The sequence below is a fragment of the Terrihabitans rhizophilus genome (assembly GCF_033898525.1).
GTDB classification, from domain to species: domain Bacteria; phylum Pseudomonadota; class Alphaproteobacteria; order Rhizobiales; family Methylopilaceae; genus Flaviflagellibacter; species Flaviflagellibacter rhizophilus.
Map to the genome: position 1 here is coordinate 140,727 of NZ_JAXAFJ010000007.1, position 25,683 is coordinate 166,409.

Consider the following 25,683-nt stretch of genomic DNA (forward strand, 5'->3'; position numbering starts at 1 on the left):
GGGCCTTTTTTCATACCAGAGCTGGAAATGCTCAGGCGTTCGGGAGCGCGGCCAGCAGGGCCTCGTGCAATGGGTTCTTCTTCTCGAACACATCATCGAGGTTGGTCGTCTGAACCGTCTGGGCCCCCTGGCTCATCAGCCAGTCCGCCAGCGGGAAGATCATGTCCTTGGGTGCGTGCAGGACAAGCGGTCCACCGGACTGGACGCCGTAAGGAGCCACGGCCCTGAACTCGCGAAGGGCCTCTGCCGCCAGCGCCGCAAAGTCGCCCTCCGGCATCGCTTTCACCTCCTGCACTGCACGGGCGCGGGCGGCGGCCCCGAGGCGGGCGAGGATGGCGCGGGCAGCCTCGCGAGCCGTATCGCCCCACGGCGCACGCAGCGATGCCACAAGATTGGCCTGGCTCTTCAGGATGACGCCGTCGTCGAGGATCTTCAGCGCATTGGCCGCGAGCGTGGATCCCGTCGTGGTGATATCGACGATGACATCGGCCGTGCCCGATGCCGGAGCACCCTCGGTGGCGCCGAGGCTTTCCACGATCCGGTAATCGCCGAGACCATGCCGGGCGAAGAAGGTCCGCGTCAGTGTGATGTATTTGGTGGCGACCCGCAGCGGGCGGCCCTGCCGGCTGCGGAAGGCGGTGGCCACGTCGTCCAGATCGGCCATGGTGCGGACGTCGATCCAGGCCTGCGGAACCGCGACAACGACGGTCGCGGGTCCGAAGCCGAGCGGGGCCAGCAGCAGCACACGCTTGTCGGCTTCCGGCACGGTTTCGCGGATCAGGTCCTCGCCGGTGACGCCGAGATGCACATTGCCGGCGCTGAGTTCCTTGGCGATCTCGGATGCCGAGAGGAACAGCACCTCGGCCGCGCCGTTCAGCCCGGCCACCACGCCACGGTAATCCCGCGCACCGCGCGGCTGCACCAGCGGCAGTCCGGCCTGCGCGAAGAAGGCGAAGGCGTTTTCCTGAAGACGGCCCTTTGAGGGGACGGCGAGGAGAAGCGGTTCGGTGCTCATGACTGCGCCTCCCTCATGCGCTCCACGAAGATGGCGCAGCCCACCGCCGGCACTGCTTCCGCAGCGCCGAGCCTGCGGATGAGGTCGTCATAGCGTCCGCCGCCCACAAGCGGCGCGGCAATACCGGGACGGCAGAACTCAAAAACGAGGCCGGTGTAGTAGTCGAGTTGCCGCCCGAAGGCCGTGGAAAACCGGACGGCATCGAGGTCGAGGCCGCGCCGGCGCAGATGCGCGGCTCGTGTTTCGAAGGCCAGCATAGCCGCCCGCAGGGGCTCCGCTTCGCCGTCGGAGGCCGACAGGGCCCCGGAAAGCCGGGCCTCCACGATCAGCGACCTGATCTGCGCAAGCGCCGAGAGCGGATCACCCTCGATAGCGAGGAAGGCGCTCAATGCCTGATGTGTCGCGGCGGGTAGGGCGGAGGATGCACGAAGCCGCGCCTGTTCAAGAAATCGTTCGGCGATGTCACCGGCCGTGCGGCCACCGACCTGGCTGATGCCGGCGATGGACAGCAAATCCTCCACCACCGCCTTGGCGGCTTTGGGATCGGCGCCATCCAGCGCGGCGAGGAACGCCGTGTGATCGCTGCTGCCCACGGCGGAAGCCGGGGAGAGGCTTTGCAGGTCGCGCCCGAGCTCGCCATCGCGGCCGGCATCCTTCGAGAGGCGCCGCTGCCAGGCGGCAGGGATGTTGAGAGCGTCGACGAAGGCCGTGAACAGGCCCCGGTCGCCAAGCCGCAGTTCAGCATCCGTGACGCCATAAAAGGAGACAGCCTCGGCGGCGCGGGCGATCACCTCGGCGTCCGCTTCCTCGCGATCCTCGCGTCCAAAGATCTCGATGCCGCCCTGCAGGAACTCGCCACCGCCCTGCTCACGATGCCGGAACACCGCTCCAAGATAGCAGTAAGCGGCTTCCTGGGCGGGGGTGCCGCGCGCGATGTGATGGAGCGCGGTCGGGATCGTAAGATCGGGCCGCAGGCACAGTTCGGAGCCATCGGCATCCGCCGTGAGGAACATGCGGCGCCGCAGATCCTCGCCGGAGACGTCGATGAAGGCGGCGGCTGGCTGAAGGATCGGCGGATGGACGTGCGCGTATCCCACCGCCACCAGGCGATCCAGGAGTTCCGCGTCAACTTGGGAGGGGGAGGACATGATGAGGCCGTATGGATGATTGCCCGCTGTCTAGCAATGTCGCATGACACAGGCGAGGCTTTTCCGGACACGCTGCGCGCTCAAACACCGGCGGCCGCCTGAAAGACGAAGGACTGCGGGAATGGGGCTCTTCTCGCTCGGCCGGCGCCGGGACAATGCTTCCTCCGAAGCCTCGCGCGCGGTCGCCGCGCAGGTGCGGGAAATCATGGCTTTGACGCCGGAGGATGCCGTCACCGTCAGCGAAATCGCCTGCGGCGATCCCGGCTGCCCCGGAGGTGCGGAAACCATCATCCTGCTGATGCAGAAGGGACGGCGCACCCGGGCGGCCAAGATCCGCAAGGGGTTGGTCTATGTCGTTGAAGACGACGTGCGCGAGGCGCTGGCCGGCTTGGCCGATTAGCGCGCCAGCATAGTGCGCACGGTGGCGACCAGATCCGCCTCCGGCACCGTGACCTGTGCGGGCCGGCTTTCCGTCCACTCCGAGCGGTCGGCGATGTTGGCCGACATCTGCTCGCCGAGGACGAGGTTCTTCACCGTGATCTCGCCGGCGGCTTTCTCGTTCGAGCCCTGGATGACCGCGACCGGCGAGCGCCTGCGGTCGGCGTACTTCATCTGCGCCTTCATGCCCGCCGAGCCGAGATAGATCTCGGCGGCGATGCCGGCCTCGCGCAGCGTGCGGGCGAGGGCCAGGTAATCGCCTGCGCGATCCTTGTCCATCACCAGAACGACAACGGGGCCGGGCTGCTCCGGCTGCGCGCGGCCGAGCGCCGAGAGGGCGGCCTGCAGCCGCGAGACGCCGATGGAGAAGCCGGTTGCGGGAGCGGCTTCGCCCCGGAAGCGAGCGACAAGGCCGTCATAGCGCCCGCCGCCGCCCACGGACCCGAAGCGGATGGGACGCCCGTGCTCGTCATTGACCTCGAAGGTCAGTTCGGCCTCGTAGACTGGGCCGGTATAGTATTCGAGTCCGCGAACGACCGAGGGATCGATGATGACGCGGTCGGAATAGCCGGCGGCTTCGATGGCGGCCGCGATCTCCCCGAGTTCGGCAACACCCTGTTCTCCAACGGTGCCGTTCACCAGCATTCCGAGCGTCAGGATGGTGTCGGTGGCGGCTTCCGCCTTGGCGGTGACGAAGGAGACGATGCGCGTGGTGGCGTCCTCGTCCAGGCCGGCGCCTTTGGTGAAGTCGCCGCTCTCATCCTTGCGGCCGGGTCCGAGCAGGGCGCGCACGCCATCAACCCCGAGCCGGTCCAGCTTGTCGATGGCGCGCAGCACGGTCAGCCGGCGGCCGCCATGTTCCGCGCCGCCGAGACCGATGGCCTCCATGATGCCGTCGAGCACCTTCCGGTTGTTGACCTTGATGGCGTACTGGCCGCGCTCGACGCTCAGCGCCTCCAGCGTGTCGGCGGCCATCATGCACATCTCGGCATCGGCCAGCACGCTCGCCGATCCGACGGTGTCGGCATCGAACTGCAGGAACTGGCGGAAGCGGCCCGGGCCCGGCTTTTCGTTGCGGAAGACGGGGCCGAACCGGTAGCTGCGGAACGGCTTGGGGATGCGGTCCCAGTTCTCCGCAACGTAGCGAGCCAGCGGCGCAGTCAGGTCATAGCGCAGGCTCAGCCACTGCTCGTCATCGTCCTGGAACGAGAACACGCCCTCATTGGGACGGTCGAGATCCGGCAGGAACTTGCCCAGCGCATCGGTGTATTCGATGAACGGTGTCTCGAGCGCCTCGAAGCCCCACAGCTCATAGATCTGGCGGATCTTGTCCGTCATGGCGCGGGCGGCGGCGAGTTCGGCGGGACCGCGGTCGGCGAAACCGCGCGCGGAACGCGCCTTCAGTGAGGAGCCTTTATCTGTCGACATGCCGGGCGTGGTAGCGCGGGCGCCGCACGGGAGCAAGCATGCATCGCCGAGCCCCGGTCGCCGTGAAGTCCATGAGGCGGCTCTTTGGCTTCTTGCCTATTCCGCAGGTCGTCGGAAGGGTCTAAGAGCACCCACGAATATTGATCATCCAGATCTGCGATATTGATCGACGCCCTGCCGATCGCAGGGACCCGGGTTCCATCATGACGGACGCTGCCCTCGATACTTCCCGCGCACTTGGCCGCAGGGACTACAGGACGCTTGGCTTGGCCGCTCTCGGCGGCGCGCTCGAATTCTACGACTTCATCATCTTCGTCTTCTTCGTGGCGGTGCTGGGCGAACTGTTCTTCCCGCCGGAAGTGCCGGACTGGCTGCGCCAGTTCCAGACCTTCGGCATCTTCGCCGCCGGCTATCTGGCCCGCCCGCTCGGCGGGATCGTCATGGCGCATTTCGGCGATCTTCTGGGCCGCAAGCGCATGTTCGCGCTCAGCATCTTCCTGATGGCCCTGTCCACGCTCGGCATCGGGCTCCTGCCGACCTACGAAACGGTGGGCATCATCGCGCCCATCCTGCTGCTGCTGTTCCGCATCGCGCAGGGCGCGGCCATCGGCGGCGAAGTGCCGGGCGCATGGACCTTCGTGGCGGAGCATGTGCCGGCGCGCCATGTCGGTTATGCATGTGGAACGCTGACTTGCGGGCTGACGGCGGGCATCCTGCTGGGCTCCCTTGTCGCCACCGCTTTGAACACGGTCTACACCCCGGCCGAAGTGCATGACTTCGCTTGGCGCATCCCGTTCATCCTCGGCGGCGTCTTCGGGCTTGTCGCGGTCTATCTGCGACGCTGGCTGGAGGAAACGCCTGTCTTCGAGGAGTTGAAGCGCAAGAAGGCCTTGGCCGCCGAGCTTCCGCTGAAGACGGTGGTGCGCAACCATCTCGGCAGCATCATCGTCTCCATGCTGATGACGTGGCTGCTGTCGGCAGCCATCGTCGTGGTCATCTTGATGACGCCCACGATACTGCAAAAGCAGTACGGCTTCTCCGCTGTGACCGCGCTGGAGGCGAACAGCCTCGCGACCTTGTGCCTGTCCATCGGCTGTGTGCTGGCCGGCATCATCGTGGACCGGGTGGGGGCAGGGCGGTTCTTCGTCGTCGGGCCCATCCTGCTCGCTGCCGCCAGCTACGCGCTGTACACGCAGCTTCACACCCATCCGGAATGGCTGTTCCCGCTCTACGCCCTGGCGGGTTTCGCCGTCGGCACCATCGGTGCCGTGCCTTACGTGATGGTCACGGCGTTTCCCGCGGCGATCCGCTTCACCGGGCTGTCGTTCTCGTACAACGTGGCCTATGCGATCTTCGGTGGCCTGACGCCGATGTTCGTGACCTTGATGATGCGGAGCGATCCACTGGCTCCCGCGCATTACATGGTTGCGGTTTGCGCGGTCGGCTTCCTGACCGGTCTCTACCTTCTCCTGCGCCGTCGCGCCTGAGGTTATTCGGCCGCCTGTGCGCCGGGCAGGCACGCCGCCGCGCCGGCCAACCGGCCGCGCGCCTGTTGTTCCTCAACCCGTGCGGCCAGTCGCTGCGCGGCAAGGTGTGGTTCGATGCCGCCGATCAGCACATCGTCCGCACCCGCCCGCATCGCGTCCATGGCGTCGGTCATCTCGGGTCCGGATGCGATGATCAGCACGCCCTCGAGGAGCGGGCGGAGCCTGACGACGGCACTGTTGGATGGATGCGCGAGATCTGCGCAGGCGATGACGGCGCCGAAGTCCTCATCCAGCAGCCGGGTCTCGGCACGTGTAAGCGTCAGGGCAATCTCGACTTCGCTGTTCGGCATGCGGGCCGCGACGGCTGCCGCAGTCAACCGCGCGCGTCGGGTGTCTGCATCCACTACGAGGACGCGCACACGATTGGTAGCGAAGAGATTCCACGCCCTCATGATGTGAACTCCGGAACACGGCCCCCGCACGTCGCTCCAGCAGCGATGGTGGGCCTCGATCGTTAACGAGACCTTAAGAGGGCCGCTCAATTCCGGCGGTTTTTCGGCCCTCCGGAAGCTTGACCTTGCCGCGCCCGTCCGGTCAGGTCTCCTCATGAATCAGATCTTCACTTTGCCGCCGGGATCCGGCCTGTCTTCCCTGGTGGCGAACTACGACGTCGTTCTCTGTGATGTCTGGGGAGTGCTCCACAACGGAGTGGCTGCCTGGCCCTCAGCTTCCGAGGCGCTGGTGAAGTTCCGCGGCATGGGCGGGACGGTCGTTCTCGTCTCGAACGCGCCGCGGCCGGTGCGCGATGTCGAAGCCATGCTCGACCAGCTGGGCGTGCCACGGGGCGCCTATGACGCCATCATCACCTCGGGCGCGGTGACCCGCACCGAGATCGACCGTCGGGGTATCAAGTTCATCCACCCCATCGGCCCGCAGCGGGACAACGGCCTGTTCGACGGGCTGGAACTTGTGCCCGTGGAAGAGGCGCAGCTGGCAGTGGTGACCGGCTTGGAAGATGACACGCGCGAAACACCGGAGGATTACCGCACCCGGCTGACCGACATGCACGCGCATGGGCTGGATCTGATCTGTGCCAACCCCGACCGGGTCGTGGAGCGGGGCGATCAGCTTGTCTGGTGTGCCGGGGCCGTGGCTGAACTCTATGAGCAGGTCGGAGGCGAGGTGCTGTACATCGGCAAGCCGTTCCCCGGCATCTACGAACGGGCGCTTGAGATTGCATCGACGCTGCGCGGCTCGCCTGTGCCGAAGGCGCGTGCTCTCGCTATCGGCGACAGCATGATCACCGATGTCGCCGGTGCCAATGCGTTCGGCGTGGATTGCCTGTTCGTGACGGGCGGCATCCATGGTGCCGATATCGGGCATCCGCCCGTTACCGAGGCGTACAACCACATCCTGCGCACCGCCAAGCCCATGCCCGTGGGCTGGACTCATCGTCTTAGCTGGGACTAGCGCCAGGTTCAGCCGAACAGGTCGTCCTGCTCGGCAGGCACCCGCTTGGCGCGAGCGGGACGGGCCGGGGCCAACGGCTCAGGAGCCGGGCGCGGAAGGTCGTCCCGGGACCGCGCAAGCGCCGGCCCCTTGGCCGAGGCCGGCACCTCACCATCGGCAAAGCGGAGTGTGAGCGCCTCGCCATCGCCCACGGCCGCCGCTAGACGGATCAGTCCGCCCGAGCCATCCAGCACGACCGCGAATCCGCGCTCGAGGGTGCCCTGATAGGAGAAGGCGCGCAGCAGCCCGAAGGCAGCATCCAGGCGCCTGGCTTGATCCGCCAGACCGCGCTTTGCCAGCGCGGGCGTCAGCCGCGTTTCGGAGACGTCGAAGCGCCGCCGCCACGCCCGGGTAGACGTGGTGAGGGCGAGGTGCTTGCGGCTTGCAAGCACCTGCAGCCGCTCCCCGCATCGTGCCGTGCGGGACAGCAGCGCCTCCGGCTTCAGCCGGGCCGAGGACCCGCTGAGCCGCTGGCGCCAAGTCTGCGTGTTCGACTTCAGCGCCCGGCAGGCATGGCGATGCAGGCTCTCCACCTGCTCGGCACGTCTCTCGAGCTTGCTGCGCACCAGCGACGGCTGAAGCCGTGCCGCTGCCTGAGAGAAGAGGATGCGCTTGTTGCGCTCGTGCGCGACCAGAGCGGGAGCAAGCCGGCCGGCCAGAATGTCGAGCCGCTGCCGTGGTGTGGCAAGCAGCGCCTCGGCGGATGGCAGCGCGCGGGCCGCCGAGCGCAACTCGGTCCGGCGTCCGTTTACCAGCCGGCCCAGAGCTCCGAGCATGCGCGCGCTGCACGCGCCGACACCCGCCAGCAATTCGCTGCGCACCGGCACCGCCATCTCGGCTGCGCCGGTTGGCGTTGGAGCGCGGACATCGGCGGCGAAGTCGATCAACGTGGTGTCGGTTTCGTGCCCCACAGCCGAGATCAGCGGGATGGTGCTCTCCGCTGCCGCGCGCACCACCGCCTCCTCGTTGAAGCCCCAGAGGTCTTCGAGACTGCCGCCGCCGCGCGCCACGATCAGAACGTCCGGGCGCGGCACGGGGCCGTTCTGCGGCAGAGCGTTGAATCCCCGGATGGCCGCCGCCACCTCCGCCGCGCTGGTCTCGCCCTGCACCCGCACCGGCCAGACGATGACGCGGCGGGGAAAACGGTCCGCGAGCCTGTGCAGGATGTCGCGGATCACGGCGCCGGTAGGCGAGGTGACGACGCCGATGGTTTGCGGCAGGAAGGGGATCGGCCGCTTGCGGGACGCGTCGAACAGCCCCTCGGCCGCCAGCTTGCGCCGCCGCTCCTCCAGCAGCGCCATCAGGGCGCCGACGCCCGCGGGCGCGATGCTGTCGACAACGATCTGGTAGCTCGACTTACCGGCAAAAGTGGTCAGCTTGCCGGTGGCTATGACCTCGAGCCCTTCTTCGGGCTTGAACTTCATGCGCGAAAACGTGGTCTTCCAGACCACCGCGTCGATGCGGGCGCTCTCGTCCTTCAGGCAGAAATAGGCATGGCCCGAGGAATGCGGTCCGCGATAGCCGGAGATTTCTCCGCGCACCCGCACATAGCCGAACGCATCCTCGATGGTGCGCTTGAGGCTGGCGGACAGTTCGGAGACCGTGATCTCCGGTGCGTTGGACGGTGCTGATTCCGGGCCGGGCATGGCGGCAATCTAGCACTGCGGCTTGTGCCGGGGAAACCGCGCCCGCTAGAAGGGCACAAGGGCGCCCGGCAGGGGTGCGGCGCGGGGATATGCGATGAATGTGCTTCTGATCGGCTCGGGCGGGCGTGAGCATTCCTTGGCGTGGAAGCTGGCCCAGAGCCCGCGCCTGACCAAGCTCTACGCCGCACCGGGCAATCCCGGCATAGCCGAGCATGCCGAGATCGTCGCGCTCGATCCGGCGGACCATGAGGCGGTGATCCGCTTTTGCCTCTCCAACACCGTGGACCTCGTGGTCATCGGCCCGGAGGTGCCGCTGGTGGCGGGGCTCGTCGACGATCTGGAAGCCGCCCGCATCCCGGCCTTTGGGCCCCGCAAGGGCGCGGCGCAGCTCGAAGGCTCCAAGGCCTACACCAAGGAGCTGTGCGCGACCTACGGCATCCCGACCGCACGGCACCGCAGCTTTGTCGAGCCGGCCGGTGCCAAGCATTATATCCGCTCGGTCGGCGCTCCCATTGTGGTGAAGGCGGACGGCCTCGCGGCGGGCAAGGGCGTGGTTGTCGCCATGACGCTGGCGGAGGCGGAAGCCGCCGTGGACATGATGTTCGAGGGCGGCCTCGGCGAGGCCGGCGAGCAGATCGTGGTCGAGGAATTCATGACCGGCGAGGAGGTCAGCTATTTCTGCCTCGTGGACGGCGATCATGTGCTGCCCTTCGGCAGCGCGCAGGACCATAAGCGCGTCTTCGACGGCGACGAGGGGCCGAACACCGGAGGCATGGGCGCCTATTCACCCGCCCCCATCTTCACCGCCGAGCTGGAGAAGAGGGTGCTGGACGAGATCGTGCGTCCCACCGTCAAGGCCATGCAGGCGCTCGGCAATCCGTTTCGCGGGGTGCTGTATGCGGGCCTCATGCTGACGCCGCAGGGGCCGAAGCTCGTGGAGTACAACACCCGCTTCGGTGACCCCGAGTGCCAGGTGCTGATGCGCCGCTTCCGGGGAGACTTGCTCGAACTCCTGCTCGCCACCGCGAGGGGTGCCTTGAACGGGCATCGCGCGGAGTTCTCGCCCGAGCCGGCGATGATCGTGGTGATGGCGACCAGGGGCTACCCCGGCGATTACGTGAAGGGCTCGGAAATCAAGGGTCTAGAGGCCGCAGGACGCGGCGAGGGCGTGGAGATATTCCATGCCGGCACACGCGCGGATGGCGAACGCCTGCTGGCTTCGGGCGGGCGCGTGCTCGGCGTGACCGCATGTGGCCGCGACCTTCAGGACGCCCGCGACAAAGCCTACACCGCCGTGGACGCAGTGGAGTGGAGCGACGGCTTCTGCCGCCGGGACATCGGCTGGCGCGTGCTCGGCTCGTCCAGACCCGACGCGCACTAGAAGCTGGCGCAGGGCGGGGTTCGGGAGGACACTGCAGGGATCATGGAACACACGTCGGGCGTTCCCTTCCAGATCCTGGTCTTCCTGCTCGCCGCTGTCCTGGCGCCGCCCTTGTTCAACCGCATCGGCCTTGGTGCCATCGTCGGCTACCTCTTCGCCGGCGTGCTCTTGGGGCCAGCGGGCATGTCCTTCTTCGAGGATGCCGAAGGCACGATGCGCTTTGCCGAACTTGGCGTGGTGCTGCTGCTGTTCCTGATCGGCCTCGAACTGGAACTCTCCCGCCTGCTCGAGATGCGGCGTGACATCCTCCTTTTCGGGGGCGCGCAGCTTGTCGTGACGACCTCTGTGCTTTCAGCTTGCGCCTGGCTGCTGGGCGTGCCGCCGGTGGCCGCCGTCATCGCGGGCTTTGCGCTGTCCCTGTCCTCGACCGCGGTGGCCAGCCGCATCCTCGACGAACGCGGCCACCTGACCCGGCCCTACGGCCAGCGCACCTTCTCGGTGCTGCTGGCCCAGGATCTCGCGATCGTTCCCGCATTCGCCCTGCTGCCGGCGCTTGCGGCGCAGGGGCATGGAACCGCGGACCCTTCCTCCATCGCGTTCCGCGTGGTGGCCGCGCTCCTAATCCTCGCCGGCATCGTCCTCGCCGGCCGCTACCTGATCGATCCGGTTCTGCGCTTCATCGTGCGCCATGGCGGTCCGGAGGTGATGATCGCGGCCACGCTGCTGCTGGTGTTCGGCGCGGCTGCGCTGTCTGCCGTGGCCGGGCTGTCCATGGCGCTGGGCGCCTTTCTCGCGGGCCTTCTGCTGGCCGAGTCGAGCTATCGCCATGCGCTGGAAATTAATGTGGCGCCGTTCCGAAGCCTGCTCCTCGCCCTGTTCTTCATGGGCGTGGGGATGAGCCTCGACGTCGGCGTCGTGTCTCGGCACTGGGTGCTTCTTCTCGCCGCCCTGATGGCATTGACCCTCGTCAAGATCGCCATCGATGCCCTGCTTGCCCTGCGGCTCGGCTCCGGGCTGCCTGACGCCGCACGGATCGCGACACTGCTCACTCCCACCAGCGAGTTCGCTTTCGTCATCCTTCCCCTTGCTGCCGGTGCGGGGCTGATGACATCCGATATGGGGCAGGTGGTTCTGGCACTTGGCGTGCTTTCCATGATGGCCGGTCCGCCCTTGATCTCGGCGGGCGAGGCCATCGCACGCCGCCTGAAGCGCAGCGATGGGGGTGATGGTCTGGACCGGGCGGAAGACCTCGACGGAAGTGGCCGAACCGCACTCGTCATCGGCTTTGGACGCTTCGGGCAGACCGCCGCGCAATTCCTGCTCAGCGAAGGCGTGGAGACGATCCTGATCGACCGCAATGTCGATGGCATCCGCCTTGCCGGACGCTACGGCTTCAAGGTGTATTACGGCGACGGCGCAAGGCTGGACGTGCTGCGGGCGGCCGGTGCTGCGGATGCCCAGATCATCCTTGTCTGCGTGGAAAGCCCGGCGCTCTCGCTCAAGATCGTGGACCTGGTTCGGCGCGAATTCCCGCTCGCCAAGGTGCTTGTGCGCTCATTCGACCGCAGCCACTCGCTTGCGCTGATGGAACGCAATGTCGACTTCGAAGTCAGGGAGATGTGGGAATCGTCGGTGCTGTTCGGTCACGCCGCGTTGCGTGCGCTGGGCTATCCGGAAGACCGCGTGGAGCAGGTGGAGCAGGATATCCGCCGCCGCGACCTGGCGCGTCTGGAGCTTCAGCGCGCGGAGGGAGTGGACGCTGGCGGAGACCTGCTTCATCAGCGCTTCCAGCAGGCCGAGCCACTGGTCAGGATCGATGCCGAGCCTGTCGCGCTGAACGCAGGTGCGGCGCGTGCCCTCGCAGGAGGAAACGCGCCGCTACCTTGATAAAGGAAGACTTGGGGTCAGTCTTCGCGGCCGAGCAACTGGCGGCGCAGGGCGGAGCGGCGGCTGGCGGCGCGCCGTTCGATGGCGATCACCGACAGCCGGATCGTCGGATCCTTCCAGACCGGCTCGGAGAACGCCGAGGAGACATCGCCGCGCGTCAGGCCGATATCCGAGAGCATCCGATCGTCGAAGCCCGCAAGGGTGCGTCCTGCAACGTAGCGGTTGATGATGGCGGCAGCTGTCGCGGACACGAAACGCATCACATCGCGCCAGGTGTTGGTGGACGTGCCGGCTGCGGCCCAGACAGTCGAATTCTGTTCGGTGTGCGACATGATGGTCTCCTTTCGTGCCGGACAGAGCTCGTAGGCGCTGCGGCTGAGACATGGATGCTCCTCTTGCGCCGATCAGGAAAGTGAATAGGTTTCATGGTACCCATCAACTCTGGTGATGCATGACCGCGCTTCTCGACGTCGACCAACTGCAAACCTTTGTGGCCATTGCCGATACCGGCTCCTTCACCCGGGCGGCGGACATCGTGTTCAAGACGCAATCTGCGGTGTCCATGCAGATGAAGCGGCTGGAGGAACGTGTCGGGAAGCCGATTTTCGTACGCGACGGACGGCAGTCGCGCCTGACTCAGGAGGGGGAGAGGCTGCTCGTCTACGCGCGGCGCATCGTGAAGCTGTCGGACGAGGCGCTGGCCGCGCTTGCGGATGCCGAGGTCGCCGGACATGTGCGGCTGGGCGTGCCGGATGATTACGCCGACCGTTTTCTGCCGGAGATCCTGGCGCGCTTTTCACGGTCCAATCCTCGCGCGGAAGTGACCGTGCTGTGCTTCCCTTCGGTCGAACTCATCCACTGCATCGGCAATGGATCGCTCGATCTTGCCATCATCACCCATGCGGCCTCCGTGGTCGCGGAGGCGGAGGTGATCCGGCAGGAGCAGCTGTACTGGGTCACCTCGCAGCGCGGCACCGTCCATGAGGAGGACCCCTTGCCTTTGGCCCTGTCCAACGGCGTGTGCGAATGGCGGCGCAACGCGGAAGCGGCCCTGAACGCGCAGAACCGTGCCCACCGCGTGCTCTATGCCAGCCCCAATTCAACGGCGATCAGCGCCGCCGTTCTCGCAGGTCTGGCCGTGTCCGTGTGCGCCGAATCCTCGCTGCGCCCGGGCATGCGAGTGCTGACATCAGCCGACGGGTTCCCGCCGCTGCCGCCCATCAAGATCGCATTGCTGCGCGGCGTCCATCAGCCGACCAAAGTGCGTGAGGCGTTGGCGGACCACATCGTCGCCAGTCTCGACAACCTGTCCGATGTGGTGGCCGCCGAATAAACTAGCGACGCCACAGGACCAGCACATTTCCCGCGGCGACAGCTGCGAGTCCGGCCAGGGACCAAAGACTCCACTGATAGCCTTCGACCACGGACGAAATCGCCAGCGCGAAGACGGGCAGGAGCACGGTGAGGTAGCCGACCCGTGCGGGACCGATCCGGCTCATGAGCGACAGGTAGGACATGAAGGCCAGCACCGAGGCGACCAGAGCAAGATAGACCAGCGAGCCCAGATAGGCTGACGTCCACTCCACCGTGAAGGGCAGGCCGCGCAGCAGCGAGCTGCCCCCAAGCAGGGCTGCCCCATAGATCATGCCCCAGGCATTCGCAGGGGCCACGGAGATGCCGCGGCCCTGCAGCTTGGCCGAGATGAAATTGCCGGCGCAGAAGACAAGGGTGCCGGCAAGTGCGAGCAGAAGGCCGGAGGCATGCCCGATGCCCGACGCGATGAACTCCGGCGCGAACAGAGCCGCCACGCCGGCAACCCCGACGACGGAGCCCAGCACCACTGTCGGCGCCACTGGGCGCTTCAGCAGCACGGCCTGCATCAGGACATTGCCCGGAGCGGCCAGCGCGAAGACCACCGAGAGCATGCCCGACACCAGTTGCATGCCGGCATGATAGAACAGCACGAAGTTGACCGAGAACAAGGTCAGCCCGAGCAGCGCGAACATCAGGTGCTCGGCCGCCGTGTAACCGCGCAGGCGCTCGCGCCGGATGACGCACCACCCGGTCATGAACAGGCCGGCCAGCAGGAAGCGCCACGTCACCGACACTTCGGGCGGCACGCTTCCCAGCTGAAGATGCACGCCGATCCAGCTCGTGCTCCAGGCCAGCACGACAAGCAGGCCGAGGCCGATATCGACCGGGCCAAGGACGGCGCCCGGAGCGGCTGGCGATGAGGTTGAGGGCAAAGCCATGGCTGGTTGTGCATCAGCGCCGCGGCGCGCGCCAATCAGCCTTGATGATGAGGGGGATCAGGATTGTTGATGCGAGCGATCCTGGCCTGCCAAAGGCAGATCAGAGGTGTGACAACCAGCTCCATCACCAGCCCGAACAGCATGGGCACGGACGGGAGGCCTTTCATCAAGCCAAACAGCCGGGCGACGCCTCCCACGAAGACGATGAGGGTGAGCAGCCTGAACCGGCCGGTATGAGCTTCCACATGCGGGATGGACGCCCAGAACAGAAGCCCCATGGCGAGCAGCAAGCCGGAGAGGTAGCGCACATGGCTGTCGAGCGAGATCCCCGCCGGAACGCCGTCCGGCACCATGGACGCGCCGGCGATCACGCCGAGCAGACCCGCACCCACTGGCACGATGCCGCCGAGTGCAACCGCGATCTGCAGCAGGCGCCGTTCGCTCGCGGCTGTGATCAATAGGTTTCTTCGAAGAACACAGGATCCACCGAGCGGCCCCATGGCCCGCGCCAGCGGTCCAGCAGATCGTCCGCATTGGTGCGGCCACCGCTGACGATCTGGTCGAGCGTCGCGAGGTAGATGGTCTCGTTGTCGCCCAGCCCGTTGTCGCGGGCACGGGCCGCGAGGCCGGCGCGGGAGAGATCCAGCACGTCACGGGAGATCTCGCGAACGGTGCGGTTCCCGATGCGAGCGTTGAGCCCCTCCTTCGGCACGGCGACGCGCAATGCCTCGCGCTCTTCAGCCGTCCAGTCCTTGACGAGGTCGAGCGCACCATCGAGCGCGGCCTCGTCGTAGAGGAGGCCGACCCACAGCGCGGACAGCGAGCAGATGCGGCTGGTGCGGCCGACATCCGCGCCACGCATTTCGAGGAAACGCTTCGCGCGAACCTCTGGGAAGATCGTCGTCAAATGGTTCGACCAGTCGGAGAGGGTCGCGCGCTCGCCCGGCAGAGCATCGAGCTTCCCCGCCAGCAGGTCGCGGAAGGAGGCGCCCGTCACATCGTGGTAGGTGTCGCCCCGTTTCACGAAATACATCGGCACGTCGAGCGCGTAGTCGACATAACGCTCATAGCCCATGCCGTCCTCGAACGCCCAAGGCAGCATGCCTGTGCGGTTGCGGTCGGTGTCGAGCCAGATCTCGGAGCGCATGGAGAGCATGCCGTTCGGCCGCCCCTCGGTGAAGGGCGAGTTCGCGAACAGCGCGGTGGCGATGGGCTGCAGCGCAAGGCTCGCGCGCAGCTTCCGCACCATGTCGGCCTCGGACCCGAAATCGAGGTTCACCTGCACGGTCGCCGTGCGGAACATCATGTCGAGGCCACGGGTGCCGACCTTGGGCATGTAGCCGGCCATGATCTCGTAGCGGCGCTTGGGCATCACCGGCGTTTCGGCGAGCGTCCATTTCGGGCTCATGCCAAGCGAAAGGAAGCCGATGCGCAGGGGCTCGGCCACTTCGCGGACCTGCGCCAGATGGGCGTGCAACTCGCGGCAGGTGCCGTGAAGGTCGGCGACCGGAGCGCCCGACAGCTCGAACTGTCCGCCGGGTTCCAGCGAGATGGCCCCGCCGCCGGTGACATCGAGAAGGCCGATGATGTTGCCGTTCTCGATGATGGGTTCCCAGCCGAGCCGGGTCTGCATGCCTTCGAGAAGGGCCTGGATGCCGGCCGGGCCGGCATAGGGCACGGGGGAATGGTCGTCCCGCCGGAAGGGCACCTTCTCGTGCTCGGTTCCGATGCGGAAATCGTGGGCGGGCTTTTCACCCTCTGCGAGCCACGCGACCAGTTCGTCGCGCGACTCGATGGGCGTCATGTCGATCTGGTCGCGGGCCATGAAGTCCTTCGCCGGCTAGGGGCTGGACACGTAGGCGCTTCGGGACCCTTCGTCCAGACCGGGCCGTCGCTTCAGGCGACGCCGGTCTGCAGCACGACCACTTCGGTGCCGATCGGCACGCGGTTGTAGAGGTCGATGATGTCCTGGTTGAACAGGCGGATGCAGCCGGACGACATGGCCTTGCCGATGGAGTTCGGCTGGGTGGTGCCGTGGATCCGGAAATAGGTATCCTTGCCGTTCTGGGCGAGGTAGAGCGCGCGTGGGCCGAGCGGGTTGGTGATGCCGCCGGGCATGCCCTCTGGCCACTTCGCAGCCTCGGGATCGCGCTCCATCATCTCCTTGGGCGGGTGCCACTTCGGCCATTCCTGCTTGCGGTCGATGATGGCGCGGCCATCCCACGAGAAACCCTGACGGCCCACGCCGACGCCATAGCGACGAGCGGTGCCGCCCTCTTCGACGAGGTAGAGGAACTTGTTCTGCGTATCGACCACGATGGTGCCCGGCTTTTCGCGGGTGGGGTTCGACACCACCTGGCGCAGGTAGCGCGGATCGACCTTGGTGGTGTCGATCGCCGCGATCGGCCACGGCTCGGTGGTGATCGCGCCGTAGCCTTCCACGACCGGCGTGCGGCCGGTCACGGGCGCCGCAGCCGGTGCGGGCAGGGATGCCGACGGGGTCGACGTGCCGGTGCTCTGGCAAGCAGCCAGGAACAAAGGCAGGCCGGCGACGAAGGCGCGGCGGCTGAGGCGTGAGTCGAACTTCTGCGGCATGTCCGGAGAGACCTTAAGAACCGATTGATTCGGGATGCATGTTGCCGCAACGCATACTGCGACCAACCGCCGCCTCACCAGAGCTAAAGCCGTCACGAGACTGTGTGATGAGCAGAACCGGCAACAGTGTTGCCCGGCGGGCACGATGCGGTTGTCAGCCAGTCGCCTGCTTGCGCCTGCACCACAGCCAGCGCCGCCACCGCTGCGGTGTCGGCTCGCAGGATGCGCGGACCAAGCGAGATGCGGATCACCTCCGGCATGCGGAGCAATCGCGTACGCTCGGCATCATCGAAGCCGCCCTCGGGGCCAATCAGCACGGCGAGGGGCTGCCCGCGAACGGCCGAAAGCTGGTCGAGCCCTTGCTCAAGTCCCGCCGCCTCGTCACAGAACACGAGACGGCGGCCCTCAGGCCACGACGAGAGCACGCTTTCCAGCATTTGCGGCTCCGCGATCTCTGCAATGGACAACAGCCCGCACTGTTCGGCGGCCTCGATGGCATTGGCTTGCATGCGCTCAAGATTGACGCGGCTTGCCTGCGTGCGCCGCGTCATCACCGGCGCGAGCCGGGAGGCTCCCATCTCGACCGCCTTCTGGACCATGTAGTCGAGGCGCGCATGTTTCAGCGGCGCGAACAGGTACCAGAGATCACCCGGGAGCGTTTGTGGCCGCGCCTGCTCACGTGGCTGGAGCGCCATGCGCTTTTTGCCGGCTTCTGTGATCTCGGCCAGCCACTCACCGTCGCGCCCGTTGAAGACGAGGACGCGGTCTCCGGAACCAAGCCGCAGCACGTTGCGTAGATAATTCTGCGCCTCGGGCGTGGGCGTGATCGAGGCGCCGCCTTCCAGCGGTGCCTCGATGAACAATCTTGGTGCGGAAAAGTCGTAGCCCGCCATGGTCCCGCTCAGGAGCCGGCAGCGACCTTGTCTGCGAACAGGGCGATGGCGCGCTGGTAGTTCGGGCTCTTGTTCCACTCGGACAGAACCGCGAAGTTCGCGCTGCCCGGCTGCCAGTTGCCGCCCCTCTGCCAGCCATAGCCGCGCAGGTAATTGGCGGTGGAGGCGAGCACGTCGGTGGAGCTGCGCATCAGGTCCTTCTTGCCGTCGCCGTCATAATCGACCGCGAACTTCAGGTAGGACGAGGGCAGGAACTGCGTCTGGCCCAATTCTCCGTGGCCGGCACCGCGAAGTTCCGACACGCTCAGGATGTTCTGGTCGACGATCTTGAGCACCGCGATCAGCTCGCGCTGGAACAGTTCGGGGCGACGGCAGTCGGAGGCGAGCGAGGCCAGGCCGTTGATGATCGGCTTCTTGCCGGTCACGGCGCCGAAATCCGTTTCCATGCCCCAGATCGCGAGGATAACGGGAGCCGGTACGCCGAACTGGCTCTCGATCTTCGTGAACAGAGCCGCATGCGACTTCAGGTAGGAGCGTGCCTTGCTGACCCGGCCCGCGGTGACGCGGGAAGCCGCGAACTGTTCGAAGCTCCCCTTGAAGCTGGCGCGGACCTTGCGGTCATAGGAGATGACGCCCGCATCGTAGGATACGCTGTTCAGCACTGCGAGGCCCTTCTGGCCCACACCCTGTGCCGCTGCTTCGGACTTCATCTGCGTGATGAAGCCCGAGAACCCGCCCGGCTGGACGCACTGTGCCGCCAGGGCAGGAGACGCCGTCACGGCTGCACCAACAACGACCAACCACTTTGCAAACCTGTTCATTCGGCGACTCCCTGAAGCCGTGCGAAGATAAAGCTTTTATCGCCGTCAGCCAGACGGCACTTGAAGCAGCCACCGGCTTGAGGCTTATCGGCAACATGTCGAACGCCGCTCCTCATGTCGCCGACGCTGCGCCGGGCAATTGGGTGGACAGGCACGCCCCCCGATGGCTGAAGCCGTTCGCGAGGCTGGCACGCTGGGATCGCCCCATCGGTGCCTGGCTTCTGTTCTGGCCATGTGCGTGGGGTGCGGCGTTGGCCGCGATCTCGGCCGGGCATGGACGGGACGAGCTTGCCGGGGACACCTGGCACATCCTGCTGTTCTTCGTCGGCTCGGTGGCCATGCGTGGTGCGGGCTGTACGTGGAACGACATCGTCGACCGCAAGATCGACGCCCGGGTGGCTCGCACGGCTAGCCGACCGATTCCGTCGGGCCAGATCGGCGTGCGTGGCGCGTTGGCCTTTCTGGCGGTGCAACTCGCGGCCGGCCTCCTGGTGCTCCTGCAGTTCAACGCCTTCACGATTGTTCTTGGTTTTGCTTCGGTGATCCCGGTTATCTCCTACCCGTTCATGAAGCGCATCACCTTCTGGCCGCAGATAAACCTGGGTGTCTGCTTTGGCTGGGGCGCGCTCGTGGCCTGGTCGGCTGTGTTCGGCGGTCTCCAGGCAGCACCGGTGCTTCTCTATGTCGGGACGATCTGCTGGATCATCGGCTACGACACCGTCTACGCGTTGCAGGACATCGAGGACGACGTGCTTGCCGGTGTGGGATCGACCGCGATCCGCTTTGGCGAAGATGTGAAGTCCTGGCTGACCGGCTTCTATGCCGCCGCGGTGCTGCTCATCGGGCTTGCGCTTGGTGCGGCCGGGGCGGGGGTGGTCGCCTTCATCGGTCTTGCGGCATTTGCCGCGCATCTGGGCTGGCAGGTGTGGAGACTGCGCCGGGACGATGCCCGCCTGTGCCTCCGGCTGTTCAAGGCGAACAACCATGCCGGCCTCATCCTGTTCGCCGGCCTCGCCGTGGAAATCGTGCTCCGCGGGATGTCCTGATCAATTGTCGTTCGCAGCCGCTGCGCTGGATGTCGGCGTGCCGGCCGTCGCGCGTCCGGTCCGGCGGCGGGATGCGAACCGCGTCCGGCGATCCTTCAGGAAGGCGTGACGCCGGCGCGGACGAACATCGGCCACCACGAGCCCGCCGAACCGGTTTTCGGTAGCGACCGCGTGGCCGTCCAGCCCTTCGATCAGCAAGGGCAGGTTGAGCGTCACCGCCCATAGCCGCCACTCGGCGATGATATCGGCATCGTCTTCCGCTTCGAAGAGCGTCAGGTCGAGGGCCTGGTCGGGATGGATCAGCACGACCTGCATGCGGTCCTCGGCCTCCGTGGCACCGGGCACGATGCGCAACGAAACACCGCGATAAAGCTGGACAGGCAGTTCGATGTTCATCGCCAGCTTGCCGAGGCGGCGGGCCATGACCACACGATCCGTGTCCAGCATTACCGAACGCTCGGCGCCGCTGGCGATGTCGGGGCTCAGGAAACGGGCGGGCAATGCGGCAGGATCGACGCGGCGCGTTGCAGGAAATGCAGGAGCCTGAAGGTCGGTCTGATGTTTCACGCTGTTCTCCCCAACGCCTTTCGGCGGCTGGCCGGTCTGTTGTTGACCGCAATGTGCCAGTCGAGTGGGGAGGAACACCTTAAGGGGCGTAGTTAAGCAGAACTAACCGCAGGTGTTGGTAAAAGATGCTTTGCCAAAGCTCTAACAACATCTTGCCGGGCATGATGAACAGGATGTGTCGGTCCGGCATGCCATGAAGCTTGCCCCAGCCGGCTTCAGGGGGTAACCCACCGGAAACTGACGCGTCAGGAGCACCTCTTGCCCTCCGGCTTTTCAAGCGCCGACCTTCAGACCATCAAAGCAGATGTTGCGAGGATCATGCGTGAGGCAGGATCCATCGCGCTCGATTTTGCGCGCGATGGCGCCCAGCGGTGGACCAAGGGCGATGCCTCCATCGTCACGGAAGCCGACATCGCTGTAGACCGCTTCCTGCATGAACACCTCGGGGCGCTGAACCCGGACATCGGCTGGCTGTCGGAAGAGACAACCGACACTCCCGAGCGCCTGGCCCATGAGCGGGTGTGGGTGGTCGATCCTATCGACGGCACGCGCGCCTTCGTGGAGGGCGTGCCTGTGTGGGTGATCTCGGTTGCGCTCGTCGAACGTGGACGGCCCGTGCTCGGCATGATCTTCAACCCCACGCGGGACGAGATGTTCGAGGCCATCGTCGGGGAGGGCGCCCGCATGAATGGCCAGGTGCTGAGCGCGACCGCACAGACCTCGATCAACGGCGCCAACGTCATCGGGCCGCGTACCATGATGGAGGGGCTCGAGGGCCTCGGAGCCTGCGTCGGAATCGCACGCGCGCCTTATGTCTATGCGCTGGCCTATCGGATCGCCTCGGTGGCCGCCGGCCGCGTGGATGCGGCACTTGCCAGCACCCGCGCCAAGGACTGGGACATCGCGGCGGCGGATCTCATCCTCCACGAGGCAGGCGGGGAACTGCTGGAATTCGATGGCACGAAGCCTGTCTACAATCGTCCATCGCCTGTCCATCAGCCGCTGATTGCGGCGCCTGAGGTGCTGAATGCCGCGCTTCGTGCCGCGCTGACCGATGCGGCGCGGCAGTCGAACACCTGGGCCTGAGGGAACAGCCATGTGCGGCAGCACGCCTGAACAGACTGTGCGCGGGCCGGCAGCCTGACCCATGCTCAAACAGCTTGGCCGAAAACCCTTTGTGCTGAACGCGCTCGGCGGCGTCTTTGCCGCATATGTGCGCATGGTTCAGAAAACAACGCGCTGGACCTTCGAACCCGGCGATCTGGCCAGCACCCTGGAGTCGGACGCGCCGGTCATCCTGTCGCTCTGGCATGGGCAGCATGTCTTCGTGCCGATCGGATGGCCCTCGCACCTGCCGGTGGCGGCGCTTGTGGCGCGCCATGCGGATGGTGAGATCAACGCCGTCGCCCTCGAAAAGCTGGGCTTCGGCACCATCCGTGGTGCCGGCGGCGGTGGTGACCAGCGCAAGCTCATCAAGCGTGGCGGCATGCGTGCCCTGCGCGGCATGGTGCGCGCCCTGAAAGGCGGTACCTCCATCGCGATCACGGCGGATGTGCCGCAGGTTGGCGGCATCGTCGGCGAAGGGATCGTTCTCCTGGCCAAGCTATCGGGACGCCCGATCCGTCCGCTCGTGGTGGTGACGCGGCGGCGGCGGCACTTCAATTCGTGGGACAAGGCCACATTGAGCCTGCCCTTCGGCCGGGGTGCCATCGTGCTGGGCGACACCGTGCGGGTCGGTCCGGACGCCGACGAGCAGGAGCTCGAGAACGCACGCCTCGCGGTCGGCGACGCGCTGAACCGCGCCCATGCGCGCGCCTACCAGATCACCGGCGGAGATGTCTGGGTCGACCGTCATGGCTGACCGGCCGCTGCTTCTTTCAGTCTATCGCTCCCTGCTGGCGCTCATCGGCACGCCGGTGGGCACGGTGCTGCTGCGGCGTCGTGAGAAGCAGGGCAAGGAGCTTGCGGAACGCCTCGGCGAGCGGCGTGGCCGCGCGGGACTGCCGAGGCCCGAAGGCCGCCTGATCTGGGTGCATGCCGCGAGCGTGGGCGAGTTCAATTCCGTGCAGCCGCTTCTGGCCGCGCTGGCAGATCGCGGCTTCGCGGTTCTCCTGACCACCGGCACCGTCTCGTCCGCGCGTCTGGCGGCAGACCGCTTGCCGTCAGGGGTAGTCCACCAATTCGTGCCGCTCGACGTCCCGTCCTTCGTGCACCGCTTTCTTGATCACTGGCAGCCCGATCTCGTGCTGTTCACCGAGTCGGAGTTGTGGCCCGTGATGCTCGGTGCGCTGGCGGGGCGCGAAGTCCCGGTCGTCATCGTCAATGCGCGCATGTCGGATCGCTCGATGCGGCGCTGGAGCCGCGCGAAGAGTTCGATAGGTTATCTTCTGGATAAGGTGGACCTGTGCCTTGCCCAGAGCGAGGGTGATGCCGAACGCCTCCGCGCATTGGGAGCGCACAGGGTACAGAACGCGGGCAATCTCAAATTCGACGTTCCCCCGCCGGAAGCATCGGCAGAGGCGCTGGCGCGCGTGAAATCGGCCACGTTCGGGCGCCGGATATTACTGGCAGCCAGCACGCACCCGGGTGAATCCGAGGATCTCGTGGCGGTGCATACCGGCCTCAAGGAGACCGTGAGGAACCTGCTCACGGTCATCGCGCCCCGGCACCCTGGCGCGGCTGATTCCATCAAGGCCGCAGCCGAGGAGGCCGGACTGCTGGCCGTGCGGCGTTCGGAGAAACCGGAGCCGGCCTACAACACCGATATCTTCATCGTCGACACCATCGGTGAACTTGGTCTGTTCTACCGCTCCGCTGATCTGGTCTTTGTCGGCGGCTCGCTTGTGCCGCATGGCGGGCAGAACCCCATAGAACCGGCAAAGCTCGGCGTGCCGATCCTGCACGGCCCTTCGGTCCACAATTTCGTGGACATCTATGCCGCGCTGGACATGGAAGGCGGGGCTGTCCGTGTCGAGACGCGGGATCGTCTCGCGGAAGCAATTGCCCGCCTGTTCTCCGCGACGGGCGAGCGCGACGCCATGCGCGAGGCCGCCAACGGGGTCGTGCAGAGGCATGCTGGCGCTCTCGAGCGCACGCTGAACGCGCTGGAGCCCTATCTCATGCAAATGTCGCTGAGCCGGTGATGCGCGCGCCCCGGTTCTGGTCGCAGACGCCGCCGCATCTGGCAGCGCGGCTTCTCGCTCCGCTCGGCGGTGTGGTCGGCCGCGAAACGCTGCGCCGCATGGCGCGTCCCGGGGCGGACATCGCGGTTCCCGTGATCTGCGTCGGCAATCCCGTGGCAGGCGGGGCCGGCAAGACGCCAACGGCGATCGCGCTGTCCCACATTCTGCACGGGATGGCGGAGCGTCCGGTCTTCCTCAGCCGGGGGCATGGAGGGCGGTTGAAGGGACCCGTCCTCGTCGATCCTGACACCCACGGCGCGGCCGATGTGGGCGACGAGCCGCTGCTGCTGACGCGTACGGCTCCCACCATCGTGTCGCGCGACCGGCTTTCCGGCGCGCGCGTGGCTGAGAGGCTGGACACCGTCATCATCATGGATGACGGCTTTCAGAACCCCGCTTTGCGCAAGGACCTGTCGATCCTCGTGGTGGACGCCGCGGTCGGCACCGGCAACGGCCTCTGCCTTCCGGCAGGCCCGCTGCGTGCGCCGCTGATGGAGCAGTTGCGACAGGCCGGTGCCGTGGTCCTGATCGGACAGGGCAGCGCGGGCGAGGCGGTCCGGGGCCGCGCGCAAAGCCTTGGCCTTCCTGTGTTCAGGGCAAAGCTTCACCCTATCCAGGACGGTGCGCATCCGCTCGCCGGACGCCGCGTCCTTGCCTTCGCGGGCATTGGCCGTCCGGCCAAGTTCGCGGAGACCTTGCAGGAGCTGGGTGCGAAGATCGCCGGCTTCGTGCCATTGCCGGACCATCACGTGTTCCGGGAGAGGGACGCACTGGAGCTCCTGACCCGTGCGGACAGGGAACGCCTGCTGCTGGTTACCACGGAAAAGGACCACGCCCGGCTCGCCGGTGCGCAGAGCTCCGCCTTGCGCGAACTGGCCAGCCTTGCGCGTGTGGTGCCTGTCAGCTTGCGGTTCGAAGACGAGGGCGGCGTTCAGGCGCTTCTGCACCACGCTCTGCAAAATCGGCGTGCGCGCTCAACCTTGGGCTAGAGGCCGATCAGCTCTGATCTTTTGTTGCGGGCAGGAAGCCCAGTTCCTTCAGCCGATCCACCGCGACCCGAAGGCTGGCATACGCCTCCTGCCTTTCGGCGGACCAGTAGCGCAGTTCGTCGAGAGGGATGGCCGCGCCCGTCACCGCGCAGCGCACGAAGCTGCCGGGACGCATGACCCGGAAGTCACCATCCAGATATTGCACCTGTGCCTCGGACGCGGGGCGGGGCGTGCGCTCGATCTTGTTCATCGTGGCCTGCTGCTCGGAAGCCCCATAGATAGCGTGCCCGGCGGCGAAGCGCCATTGTCCGGCTGTCCGGGTTGACCCTGCGGCGCTGCGGCGGCAGGTTCCGCGCCCCTGGCCCGCGTTCCGAAAGCCCCTTCGTGTCCTCAGCATCGTTTCCCGGCTTCCACCTTCAGCTTGGCCTCGATGGCCTGCCGCAGGACCTGCGCGGAGGCACTGTTGCGATCGGCAATTTCGACGGGGTGCATCGCGGACACAAGGCCGTTCTCGCCGCCGCGCGGGACACCGCGAGCCACGGTCCGGTGCTGGCGCTGACCTTCGAGCCGCACCCCCGCACTTATTTCGCACCGCAAGCTCCACTCCCCAGACTGACCCCGCCGGCGGAAAAGCGATTGCTCCTGTCGCGGCAGGGGCTCAGCGGCATGGTGGAACTGCCTTTCGATGCCGAATTGGCGGCCCTGTCGGCCGAGGATTTCCTGACGCGGATTCTCGTCGGCGCACTTGCCGCGCATACGGTTGTCGTTGGCTGGGATTTTCATTTCGGCAAGGCGCGCGGCGGTTCACCGACATTCCTGGCAGGTGCCGGGCCGCGACACGGCTTCACCACCACCATCATTCCGCCCTTCGGCGGCGAGCAGCCTGTCTCGTCCAGCGCCATTCGCACTCTCCTGTCCAGCGGCGACGTGGAAGGGGCCAACGCGATGCTCGGCCACCTTTGGTTCGTCATGGGCGAGGTTGTCCATGGCGAGAAGATCGGCCGCACGCTGGGTTATCCCACGGCCAATCTCGTCCTGCCGGCCGAGACGCCGCTGAAGCAGGGCATCTATGCCGTACGGGTGGCGGTCGATGGACGGGTTCATGATGCGGTGGCGAGTTTTGGGCGGCGTCCGCAATTCCATCAGGACGGGCCGCCTTTGCTGGAAAGCTTCCTGTTCGACTTCTCCGGCGATCTCTATGGAAAAACCATCGCTGTAGAGTTCGTCGCCTTCCTCCGCTCCGAGCAAACCTTCGACGGCGTGGCGGATCTCGTCGCGCAGATGGACCGCGACGGGGAGCGCGCCCGCTCTATCCTGTCGGTTCCGCCCGACGCCAATGTGCCGAGCATGATCGGCTAGAGGCGCGCAGCACCTTCCCCCGTGGGCGCGCGCTTGGTAG

At 66.5% G+C, this 25,683-nt stretch carries 26 protein-coding genes; 12 read left to right on the top strand and 14 right to left on the bottom strand.

Annotation, left to right across the window (positions count from 1 at the left end):
• Positions 1 to 31 precede the first annotated feature (31 nt).
• On the bottom strand, positions 32 to 1,015 hold the full coding sequence (gene hisG, locus SCD90_RS12410) for an ATP phosphoribosyltransferase (RefSeq protein WP_319844998.1): 984 nt from the start codon (positions 1,013 to 1,015) through the stop codon (positions 32 to 34).
• A complete protein-coding gene (locus SCD90_RS12415) occupies positions 1,012 to 2,163 on the bottom strand; it encodes an ATP phosphoribosyltransferase regulatory subunit (protein WP_319844999.1) in 1,152 nt (383 codons plus the stop codon). Before SCD90_RS12415 ends, hisG begins: the two co-directional genes overlap by 4 nt.
• Positions 2,164 to 2,284: 121 nt before the next feature.
• Between SCD90_RS12415 and SCD90_RS12420 the strand changes: the two genes are divergently transcribed.
• The gene (locus tag SCD90_RS12420; protein ID WP_319845000.1) at positions 2,285 to 2,563 is read left to right on the top strand and encodes a hypothetical protein; all 279 of its coding nucleotides are present in this window, start codon (positions 2,285 to 2,287) and stop codon (positions 2,561 to 2,563) included.
• On the opposite strand, the gene hisS is transcribed toward SCD90_RS12420, so the two are convergent.
• On the bottom strand, positions 2,560 to 4,029 hold the full coding sequence (gene hisS, locus SCD90_RS12425) for a histidine--tRNA ligase (protein ID WP_319845001.1): 1,470 nt from the start codon (positions 4,027 to 4,029) through the stop codon (positions 2,560 to 2,562). The genes SCD90_RS12420 and hisS overlap by 4 nt on opposite strands.
• A gap of 203 nt (positions 4,030 to 4,232) precedes the next feature.
• On the opposite strand from hisS, the gene SCD90_RS12430 reads away from it, so the two are divergent.
• Positions 4,233 to 5,516, top strand: a complete 1,284-nt coding sequence (locus SCD90_RS12430) for an MFS transporter (RefSeq protein WP_319845002.1) — start codon at positions 4,233 to 4,235, stop codon at positions 5,514 to 5,516.
• A gap of 2 nt (positions 5,517 to 5,518) precedes the next feature.
• On the opposite strand, the gene SCD90_RS12435 is transcribed toward SCD90_RS12430, so the two are convergent.
• Entirely contained in the window at positions 5,519 to 5,968 is a 450-nt protein-coding gene (locus SCD90_RS12435) for a hypothetical protein (RefSeq protein ID WP_319845003.1), read from the bottom strand.
• A gap of 154 nt (positions 5,969 to 6,122) precedes the next feature.
• Between SCD90_RS12435 and SCD90_RS12440 the strand changes: the two genes are divergently transcribed.
• Complete coding sequence (locus SCD90_RS12440) at positions 6,123 to 6,986, top strand: TIGR01459 family HAD-type hydrolase (RefSeq protein ID WP_319845004.1); 864 nt, start codon at positions 6,123 to 6,125, stop codon at positions 6,984 to 6,986.
• An 8-nt stretch (positions 6,987 to 6,994) separates the two neighbouring features.
• Here SCD90_RS12440 and xseA read toward each other — a convergent pair whose 3' ends face one another.
• Positions 6,995 to 8,671, bottom strand: a complete 1,677-nt coding sequence (gene xseA / locus SCD90_RS12445) for an exodeoxyribonuclease VII large subunit (RefSeq protein ID WP_319845005.1) — start codon at positions 8,669 to 8,671, stop codon at positions 6,995 to 6,997.
• 94 nt (positions 8,672 to 8,765) lie between these two features.
• On the opposite strand from xseA, the gene purD reads away from it, so the two are divergent.
• Entirely contained in the window at positions 8,766 to 10,052 is a 1,287-nt protein-coding gene (gene purD, locus SCD90_RS12450) for a phosphoribosylamine--glycine ligase (RefSeq protein WP_319845006.1), read from the top strand.
• Between the two features lie 42 nt (positions 10,053 to 10,094).
• Entirely contained in the window at positions 10,095 to 11,939 is a 1,845-nt protein-coding gene (locus SCD90_RS12455) for a monovalent cation:proton antiporter-2 (CPA2) family protein (protein WP_319845007.1), read from the top strand.
• Positions 11,940 to 11,956: 17 nt separating this feature from the next.
• Here the strand turns inward: SCD90_RS12455 and SCD90_RS12460 are convergent, their stop codons facing one another.
• The gene (locus tag SCD90_RS12460; RefSeq protein ID WP_319845008.1) at positions 11,957 to 12,271 is read right to left on the bottom strand and encodes a DUF1127 domain-containing protein; all 315 of its coding nucleotides are present in this window, start codon (positions 12,269 to 12,271) and stop codon (positions 11,957 to 11,959) included.
• Between the two features lie 119 nt (positions 12,272 to 12,390).
• On the opposite strand from SCD90_RS12460, the gene SCD90_RS12465 reads away from it, so the two are divergent.
• The gene (locus SCD90_RS12465; RefSeq protein WP_319845009.1) at positions 12,391 to 13,272 is read left to right on the top strand and encodes a LysR family transcriptional regulator; all 882 of its coding nucleotides are present in this window, start codon (positions 12,391 to 12,393) and stop codon (positions 13,270 to 13,272) included.
• Between the two features lies 1 nt (position 13,273).
• Here the strand turns inward: SCD90_RS12465 and SCD90_RS12470 are convergent, their stop codons facing one another.
• The 6 genes from SCD90_RS12470 to SCD90_RS12495 form a co-directional block, all read right to left on the bottom strand.
• On the bottom strand, positions 13,274 to 14,191 hold the full coding sequence (locus SCD90_RS12470; RefSeq protein ID WP_319845010.1) for a DMT family transporter: 918 nt from the start codon (positions 14,189 to 14,191) through the stop codon (positions 13,274 to 13,276).
• A gap of 35 nt (positions 14,192 to 14,226) precedes the next feature.
• Positions 14,227 to 14,646, bottom strand: coding sequence for a DUF4345 domain-containing protein (locus SCD90_RS12475; protein WP_319845036.1), 420 nt, complete (start codon positions 14,644 to 14,646; stop codon positions 14,227 to 14,229).
• Positions 14,646 to 16,016: a glutamate--cysteine ligase gene (locus SCD90_RS12480; protein WP_319845011.1), complete on the bottom strand. Its 1,371-nt coding sequence runs from the start codon at positions 16,014 to 16,016 to the stop codon at positions 14,646 to 14,648. Before SCD90_RS12480 ends, SCD90_RS12475 begins: the two co-directional genes overlap by 1 nt.
• 71 nt (positions 16,017 to 16,087) lie before the next feature.
• Complete coding sequence (locus SCD90_RS12485) at positions 16,088 to 16,786, bottom strand: L,D-transpeptidase (RefSeq protein ID WP_319845012.1); 699 nt, start codon at positions 16,784 to 16,786, stop codon at positions 16,088 to 16,090.
• A 92-nt stretch (positions 16,787 to 16,878) separates the two neighbouring features.
• Positions 16,879 to 17,679 carry a 16S rRNA (uracil(1498)-N(3))-methyltransferase gene (locus SCD90_RS12490; RefSeq protein WP_319845013.1) on the bottom strand — a complete coding sequence of 267 codons (801 nt, stop codon included), beginning with the start codon at positions 17,677 to 17,679 and terminating at the stop codon, positions 16,879 to 16,881.
• Between the two features lie 8 nt (positions 17,680 to 17,687).
• Positions 17,688 to 18,500 carry a lytic murein transglycosylase gene (locus tag SCD90_RS12495; RefSeq protein WP_319845014.1) on the bottom strand — a complete coding sequence of 271 codons (813 nt, stop codon included), beginning with the start codon at positions 18,498 to 18,500 and terminating at the stop codon, positions 17,688 to 17,690.
• A 95-nt stretch (positions 18,501 to 18,595) separates the two neighbouring features.
• On the opposite strand from SCD90_RS12495, the gene ubiA reads away from it, so the two are divergent.
• The gene (ubiA, locus tag SCD90_RS12500) at positions 18,596 to 19,546 is read left to right on the top strand and encodes a 4-hydroxybenzoate octaprenyltransferase (RefSeq protein WP_319845037.1); all 951 of its coding nucleotides are present in this window, start codon (positions 18,596 to 18,598) and stop codon (positions 19,544 to 19,546) included.
• On the opposite strand, the gene SCD90_RS12505 is transcribed toward ubiA, so the two are convergent.
• Entirely contained in the window at positions 19,547 to 20,113 is a 567-nt protein-coding gene (locus SCD90_RS12505) for a DUF6101 family protein (RefSeq protein WP_319845015.1), read from the bottom strand.
• Positions 20,114 to 20,431: 318 nt separating this feature from the next.
• Between SCD90_RS12505 and SCD90_RS12510 the strand changes: the two genes are divergently transcribed.
• From SCD90_RS12510 to lpxK, 4 genes are all read left to right on the top strand, one after another.
• Complete coding sequence (locus SCD90_RS12510) at positions 20,432 to 21,199, top strand: 3'(2'),5'-bisphosphate nucleotidase CysQ (protein ID WP_341849674.1); 768 nt, start codon at positions 20,432 to 20,434, stop codon at positions 21,197 to 21,199.
• A gap of 61 nt (positions 21,200 to 21,260) precedes the next feature.
• Entirely contained in the window at positions 21,261 to 21,974 is a 714-nt protein-coding gene (locus SCD90_RS12515) for a lysophospholipid acyltransferase family protein (protein ID WP_319845017.1), read from the top strand.
• Positions 21,967 to 23,256, top strand: coding sequence for a 3-deoxy-D-manno-octulosonic acid transferase (locus tag SCD90_RS12520; RefSeq protein ID WP_319845018.1), 1,290 nt, complete (start codon positions 21,967 to 21,969; stop codon positions 23,254 to 23,256). Before SCD90_RS12515 ends, SCD90_RS12520 begins: the two co-directional genes overlap by 8 nt.
• A complete protein-coding gene (gene lpxK / locus SCD90_RS12525; RefSeq protein WP_319845019.1) occupies positions 23,256 to 24,284 on the top strand; it encodes a tetraacyldisaccharide 4'-kinase in 1,029 nt (342 codons plus the stop codon). Before SCD90_RS12520 ends, lpxK begins: the two co-directional genes overlap by 1 nt.
• Before the next feature lie 7 nt (positions 24,285 to 24,291).
• Here the strand turns inward: lpxK and SCD90_RS12530 are convergent, their stop codons facing one another.
• Positions 24,292 to 24,534, bottom strand: coding sequence for a DUF2093 domain-containing protein (locus SCD90_RS12530; protein WP_319845020.1), 243 nt, complete (start codon positions 24,532 to 24,534; stop codon positions 24,292 to 24,294).
• Positions 24,535 to 24,668: 134 nt separating this feature from the next.
• Here SCD90_RS12530 and SCD90_RS12535 point away from each other — a divergent pair, with 134 nt between their 5' ends.
• The gene (locus tag SCD90_RS12535; RefSeq protein WP_319845021.1) at positions 24,669 to 25,643 is read left to right on the top strand and encodes a bifunctional riboflavin kinase/FAD synthetase; all 975 of its coding nucleotides are present in this window, start codon (positions 24,669 to 24,671) and stop codon (positions 25,641 to 25,643) included.
• Positions 25,644 to 25,683 lie beyond the last annotated feature (40 nt).